Below are 6,554 nucleotides of genomic sequence, written 5' to 3'. Positions count from 1 at the left end.
TATGCAGTATATCCGTGAGTGTCCTGGGTCGCAATGCCCTGAATAATACGGCAGATAGTTTGAAAAAGACAGGCTGTAATTCTGATTTATTTAACAGAGCTACGAAACTGAAAATAACCAGAGCAAATAAAAAAGATTTCAGGAAACTAAGATTTCAGGAAACTAAGATATCAGAAACTATCAGAACTAAAATAGCGAGAAATCTTATGACCCAGGCTACTCTTATTACATTATATGGGTAGCGGGGATAATTTCAGTAAATTCACAATACTGGTTACAATATTTGTAATTGCTATCGCAGTATATATAACGGAACCTTTTTTCTCCGTTATACTTTTTAGCTTTTTAATCGCATACCTTCTTGTTCCTTTATATTCCTTTCTGGAAAACCGAACAAAGCATAGAAGAATAGCAGCTGCAGCTTCAGTTCTTTTAGTGTTAACTTTGTTTGTCCTCATTGGTATAAGGATAATTTATGCTATTGTCACTGAGGTTTCAACTCTTCTGAGCTCACCTGAAGAGGTACAGTTACTCATTCTAGATATAACAAACAGAGTAACAAGAATTGTAGAGATAAATGTACCTTTTAATTCCCCCAACATTATAAGCCAGATTAATCATTTCATCTCAGGTTTAACAGACACATACTTTCCGCCAACAAAAACTTTGGTGGTTTTTTTAACAGCTACTTTGCCATTTTATATAGTAGCTTTTATAGTAGCTCTCATATTCTCGTATTATCTCTTACTTACTGGAGACAAATTAATCGATCAGATTTTAAACTTTGTACCTAGCAAAAATGAAAAAGAAGTTAAATTATTCTTAAAAGAGCTGGACGTAATCTATTCAGGATTGTTCAGACAACACTTTGTTGCAAGTGCTATAATAGGAATTATTGCCCTAGTTGGCCTGTATCTGCTCGGTGTACCTTATTCGAGTGTTTTGGCTTCATTTGTGTTTCTTCTGTCAATGTACCCCTTAATTGGACTACCTGGAGTTTACCTGCCCCTGACAGCATACTATACTTTACTTCAGGACTATAATAAAGCTTTAGAGGTATTGATATTCAGTGTCGCTCTAAATGCACTGCAGGATTATTACTTAAGGCCTAAACTGGTTGAGAAAAAAGGCGCCGTACACCCAGTAATGACAATTTTAGCATTTGGAGCCCCTCTTCTTGTGATAGGAATTCCAGGGCTAGTAATCGGACCTGCAGTGTACGGTTTTTTACTTGCACTTTACAGGATAAATTTGAAACTTAAGGAGGAAGAGAAAGTAACCTTGAAGGAAAAGTGACCTCGAAAGAAGCAACATATTTTTTGGAAAATATATTGAAACCTTTCTGGTAATTTGTCAGCCTCTTCAGAGGATCGTATAACCAGGTCAAGATCTTTATGGTTGCAAGCTTTTAAGTCGTTGTAGAAGCTGTAGTCACGGTTGAGTGATTTGCATTTACCTTTATAGGCACACTTATGTTTCCTCTTTGCCCATCATGATTAATGTTTCCACTTAATTTTTCACTGCCTTTACTTCCTGTATTTGCACTATTGGAAGTTCCGGTGCTTATTGCGACAGCTATCATTGATATCAAATATAATACTAACATCAAAATAGCCAGCTTCTTCTTTATGTTACTAAATGTTCGTTTTTTCATCTGTTTGCTCACCAGATTTTTGCTTGATATCCGGATATTAAACTGTTCTTTTTTTGATTATTTTCTCGTCAGCAGAAGGCTGCGTAGATCTTTCTACAAAATAAAACTCTATATTTATTATACTCAATATATAAAATTAGCTAATCCCCTACTTGATTTCATATTTGAGTTATTTTTACATTAATATTGAATTTACTGAAGAGTTATGTCTTCAATCGTAAAATCAGCATAATAGCGATGAACAAGCTCACTGTAACTAGTATTTCTCCAAAACAGGCTTTGTCGAAGAGGATGCAATTTATATGGAGCATTAAACCTCGCAGGAAGCAAATATAGACCCGATAGATCTATCATCTCTTACTTTTGCCAGAGATAAAAAATCTCAAGCCAGGAATAAACAAAATTTATGCAATTGTACAGGTTCTTAATCACTATTTTACCAGAAGTGATTTTCCTGTCATTTCTTGCGGCCTAGGGATTCCAAGAAGCTCGAGAATTGTCGGTGCAACGTCACACAGTTTTCCATTCTTAAGCGCTTTTACCTCACTGTTTCCGAAGTAAATGCATTTTACCGGATTTGAGGTATGTGCAGTATGTGGCTCTCCTGTTTCCAGGTCTATCATCTGCTCGGCATTTCCATGATCTGCAGTAATAAGTGCCACACCTCCTTTTTCTTTTAGAGCCTCAACAATCCTGCCAATACATTTATCCACGGCTTCTACTGCTTTAACTGCAGCTTCAAGAATCCCGGTGTGTCCGACCATATCCATGTTTGCAAAGTTAAGGACAATAACATCATACTTTCCTGACTGAATTCTTCTGATAACTTCATCCGTAATCTCATATGCGCTCATTTCTGGTTTAAGGTCGTAAGTAGCGATTTTCGGTGAGGGAATAAGGCAGCGGTCTTCACCCCTATAACTTTTTTCTTCGCCGCCGTTAAGGAAATAGGTCACATGAGCATATTTCTCGGTTTCAGCTATGCGTAGCTGGATGAGTCTATTCTTGCTCAGTACCTCTCCAAGTACATTTTCCAGCTTTATTGGAGGAAAGGCAATAGGCAAATCAAGGGTTTCATCGTACTGGGTCATGCAGACAAAGTAAACCTTCGGACGTTTTTCTCTTACAAAGCCGTCAAAGTCCTCTTTTACAAAAGCCCAGGTTATCTGCCGTGCCCTGTCGGCCCGAAAATTGAAAAAGATCACAGAATCGCTATCCTGTATAGTTGCAACGTTTTTTCCTTCTGAATCAGTAACCATAGTGGGTTTTACAAACTCATCAGTTTCTCCCCTGGCGTAGGCATTAGAAACTGCAGTTTCTGCATTTGGGGCTGTATACGGGGCTACTCCTCTCGTCAGGACATCGTAGGAAAGTTTTGTCCTGTCCCAGCGCTTATCTCTGTCCATTGCGTAATAACGACCTGAAACGGTTACTATTTTAGCACTTCCATGATCTTTACAAAATGCATCCAGTTTCTTTATGTCTCCTAGAGCAGCTTTTGGAGGTTCGTCCCTCCCATCCAGAAAAGCATGTATGTATACCTTTTTTAGACCCCTCTCCTGTGCAAGTTTGATAAGAGAATACAGGTGAGGCATATAACTGTGAATACCCCCATAGGAAGCAAGTCCCATGAGGTGCAAGCTGGAATCATTAGCTTTGGCATTTGAAATTGCATTAAGAAAAGCCTGATTTTTGAAAAAATCTCCGTTATTGATAGAAATATCTATTCGGGTCAGATCCTGATACACAATTCGTCCTGCCCCTATTGTCAGATGCCCAACTTCCGAATTCCCCATCATGCCTTTTGGAAGACCTACAGCCTCTCCGGAGGCTTCTAAAAAACACCAGGGATATTCTTCCAGCCGATCAAGGTTTGGAGTTCGGGCTGCCAGGACAGCATTTCCCTCTTTTGCTTCCCTGTAACCCCAGCCATCAAGAATAATGAGCATAAGAAGTCTTCTTGCCTGAGTCATACCACGAAACTCCACAAAGTATACTTTGCTTTTTTTAGTTCACCCACGCAAATCTTATAAATAATGGTATGTTGTGACATTACAACAGGTCTGCATGCTCGAGTAACTTCCATTTTGCATAATGCCTGTTGTAAAGACTAAGTATAATCACAACACTTTTTGGATAGACCTTATCCTTAATGGACACCGGTTATTTTTTCTCCTTCTTTTTACCTTCCAATTCCTTTTCCGTTTCCAGAACCTTAAGAGTGACTTTCATAACCGAATCCGGATTCAGTGAAATAGAATCTATTCCCTGTTTTACCAGAAACTCCGCAATTTCGGGATAGTCACTAGGTGCCTGGCCGCAGATTCCGCTATGCCTTCCATTCTGCTTTGCCCCCTGGACGGCCATTGCCATTATTTTCATAACCCCTGGATCTCGCTCATCGAATTCTGCAGTAAGAATTTCTGAGTCCCTATCAACTCCAAGGGTTAGCTGGGTCAGGTCATTTGAGCCTATCGAGAAGCCATCAAAATATTTACTGAATTCGTCAATTCGAAGAACATTATTCGGAATCTCACACATAACATAGACCTGCAGCCCAGTTTCTCCTCTTTTGAGCCCGTTTTTCTCCATTTCGGCAATTACTTTTTGCGCTTCTTCAACTGTCCTGCAGAAAGGAATCATAATAATGAGGTTTTTAAGCCCCATCTCTTCCCTGACTTTTTTCAGAGCTCTGCACTCAAGGGCAAAACCCTCCCTGTAATGCTCATTAAAATAACGAGAAGCTCCCCTGAAACCAAGCATTGGATTCTCTTCCTTCATTTCAAAGTAACTGCCTCCAAGGAGGCTTGCATATTCGTTGCTTTTGAAGTCACTTGTGCGGACTACAACATCGTTAGGATAAAAAGATGCAGAAATGGTCCCGACTCCCTGAGCAAGCTTATCTACAAAATATTCTTCTTTATTATCGGAATTTTGAGTAAGTTCCTCTATTTCCTCAAGGACTTTAGGGTCTTTGACTTTTTCAGGATGCACCAGAGCCATTGGATGAATCTTGATATAGTTTGAGATAATAAATTCCTGCCTTGCAAGCCCAATTCCGTCGTTTGGAATCATGGAAAGGCTAAAAGCCTCATCAGGATTTCCAAGGTTCATCATAATTGAGGTTTTAGGGCGTTTTGTGTCTTTAAGGCTCAATGTATCTTTGTGGAAAGGAAGAATTCCCTCGTACACAAGCCCATCTTCACCTTCCGCGCAACTTACGGTAATTTCCTTACCTGTCTCGAGAACTTCGGTTGCCTTGCTTGTCCCCACAACCGCCGGAATTCCCAGTTCCCGGCTAACAATTGCAGCATGGGATGTTCTTCCTCCCTGGTTCGTAACAATTGCAGCCGCTATTTTCATCACAGGCTCCCAGTCCGGAGTTGTGGAATCAGCAATCAGGATCTCTCCCTGTTTAAAAGAAGGAAGATCTGAAACATTAGGGACTATATGCGCTTTTCCAGCAGCAATTTTGTCTCCTATGCTCTTGCCTTTTGCAAGGACATCAGATTTCTTTTCGAGCACATAAGTTTCCAGAATGTCTCTGCTTTTCTGAGATTGGACAGTTTCCGGTCTTGCCTGCACTACAAAGAGTTCTCCTGTAATCCCGTCCTTTGCCCATTCGATATCCATTGGCATGGGTTTCTTATTTTTATTTGAGTAATAGTCTTCAATGGTAATAGCGTACCATGCAAGTTTAAGCACTTCTTCGTCATTGATACAAAAGCGACGTCGATCAGCCTCAGGAACCTTCACATTCCGGGTAAACGTTTTGGAGCCGCCTTGCCCATAGATCATCTTAATTTCTTTATCCCCTAAATTCTTCTCGATAATCGGCTTATATCCTTCCCTGAAAGTTGGCTTGAAAACGTAGAACTCATCCGGGTTGACCTGTCCCTGCACGATATTTTCCCCAAGCCCATAGGAGCCGGTAATGAAAACTACGTCCCTGAAACCGGTTTCCGTATCCAGAGTAAATATAACCCCGCTAGAAGCCATATCAGACCTGACCATTTTCATTATCCCTATCGACAGTGCTACTTTAAAATGATCAAAATGATTTATTACCCGATAGGAAATAGCTCTGTCAGTAAAAAGCGAGGCGATACAACGTACGCAGGCATCTCGAAGCGCGGGATAACCCCGGATGTTAAGGAAAGATTCCTGCTGGCCGGCAAAAGAAGCAGTGGGAAGGTCTTCAGCCGTTGCTGAACTACGTACAGCTACATCCGTATTTTCTCCATACTGCTCACATAGGCGGTCATACCCGGATTTAATTTCCTGCCAGAGGTCATCCGGAATTCCTGCCCCAAGGATCAGGTCCCTTGCAGCTTTTCCCCTTTTTGCAAGTTCTGATACATCCGAGGTATCAAGTTCTTCCATTGTTTGCTTAAGCTTTTCGAGAATTCCCCCAGCTTTAAGGACATGCCAGTAAGCTTCAGCAGTCACTGAGAAACCATTTGGGATCTTTACTCCCTTTGGAGTGAGTTCCCTGTACATTTCTCCAAGAGATGCATTTTTTCCGCCCACAAGCGGAACATCTTCAATCGAAGTCTCATCAAACCAGCGTATGTACTTACTTTTGTTTTCAGACATTCCCAGAATTCCCCTTTAAAATCATTATATTTTCAAAACAATTACGAGACGTGGCTAAGGTCTCATATATTAGTTGGAACATTCCCCACAACTTACAGTACATTCTTGAATCAACAGGTTCCAACTGTAATTTATGCATTGATGACAGAAATGAGTTTCCCCAATTCAGTCTTTTCGGATTTAGAACCCACATTTTCGGATTAAAAAATCATTTTTGGAATTACTGTTGTACTGGTTTGTAAATTTAAGACTTTAAAATTATTTTTTTAAATGAAAGGTTTTTATTTTCCAAACCTAACTACAA

The 6,554-nt window shown here is 40.2% G+C and carries 5 protein-coding genes; 2 read left to right on the top strand and 3 right to left on the bottom strand.

Annotated features, from left to right (window positions below):
* Both BP621_RS05935 and BP621_RS05930 read left to right on the top strand, forming a co-directional pair.
* The coding region (locus BP621_RS05935; RefSeq protein ID WP_292388492.1) for a hypothetical protein at positions 1-242 on the top strand (242 nt) is incomplete at its 5' end.
* Positions 235-1,296, top strand: coding sequence for an AI-2E family transporter (locus tag BP621_RS05930; RefSeq protein WP_292388491.1), 1,062 nt, complete (start codon positions 235-237; stop codon positions 1,294-1,296). The genes BP621_RS05935 and BP621_RS05930, both read left to right, overlap by 8 nt.
* 112 nt (positions 1,297-1,408) lie before the next feature.
* On the opposite strand, the gene BP621_RS05925 is transcribed toward BP621_RS05930, so the two are convergent.
* From BP621_RS05925 to ppsA, 3 genes are all read right to left on the bottom strand, one after another.
* Positions 1,409-1,654 (bottom strand): hypothetical protein, encoded by a 246-nt coding sequence (locus BP621_RS05925; protein WP_292388490.1) that lies wholly within the window; start codon positions 1,652-1,654, stop codon positions 1,409-1,411.
* A gap of 431 nt (positions 1,655-2,085) precedes the next feature.
* Positions 2,086-3,627, bottom strand: coding sequence for a 2,3-bisphosphoglycerate-independent phosphoglycerate mutase (gene gpmI / locus BP621_RS05920; RefSeq protein ID WP_292388489.1), 1,542 nt, complete (start codon positions 3,625-3,627; stop codon positions 2,086-2,088).
* Between the two features lie 190 nt (positions 3,628-3,817).
* Complete coding sequence (ppsA, locus tag BP621_RS05915; protein ID WP_292388488.1) at positions 3,818-6,250, bottom strand: phosphoenolpyruvate synthase; 2,433 nt, start codon at positions 6,248-6,250, stop codon at positions 3,818-3,820.
* Between the last annotated feature and the right edge of the window lie 304 nt (positions 6,251-6,554).

The sequence above is a fragment of the Methanosarcina sp. UBA5 genome (assembly GCF_002505485.1).
In the GTDB taxonomy this organism is placed as follows: Archaea; Halobacteriota; Methanosarcinia; order Methanosarcinales; family Methanosarcinaceae; genus Methanosarcina.
The sequence above is the reverse complement of the archived record's forward strand: the minus strand, read 5'-3'. Positions and strand labels throughout refer to the sequence as shown.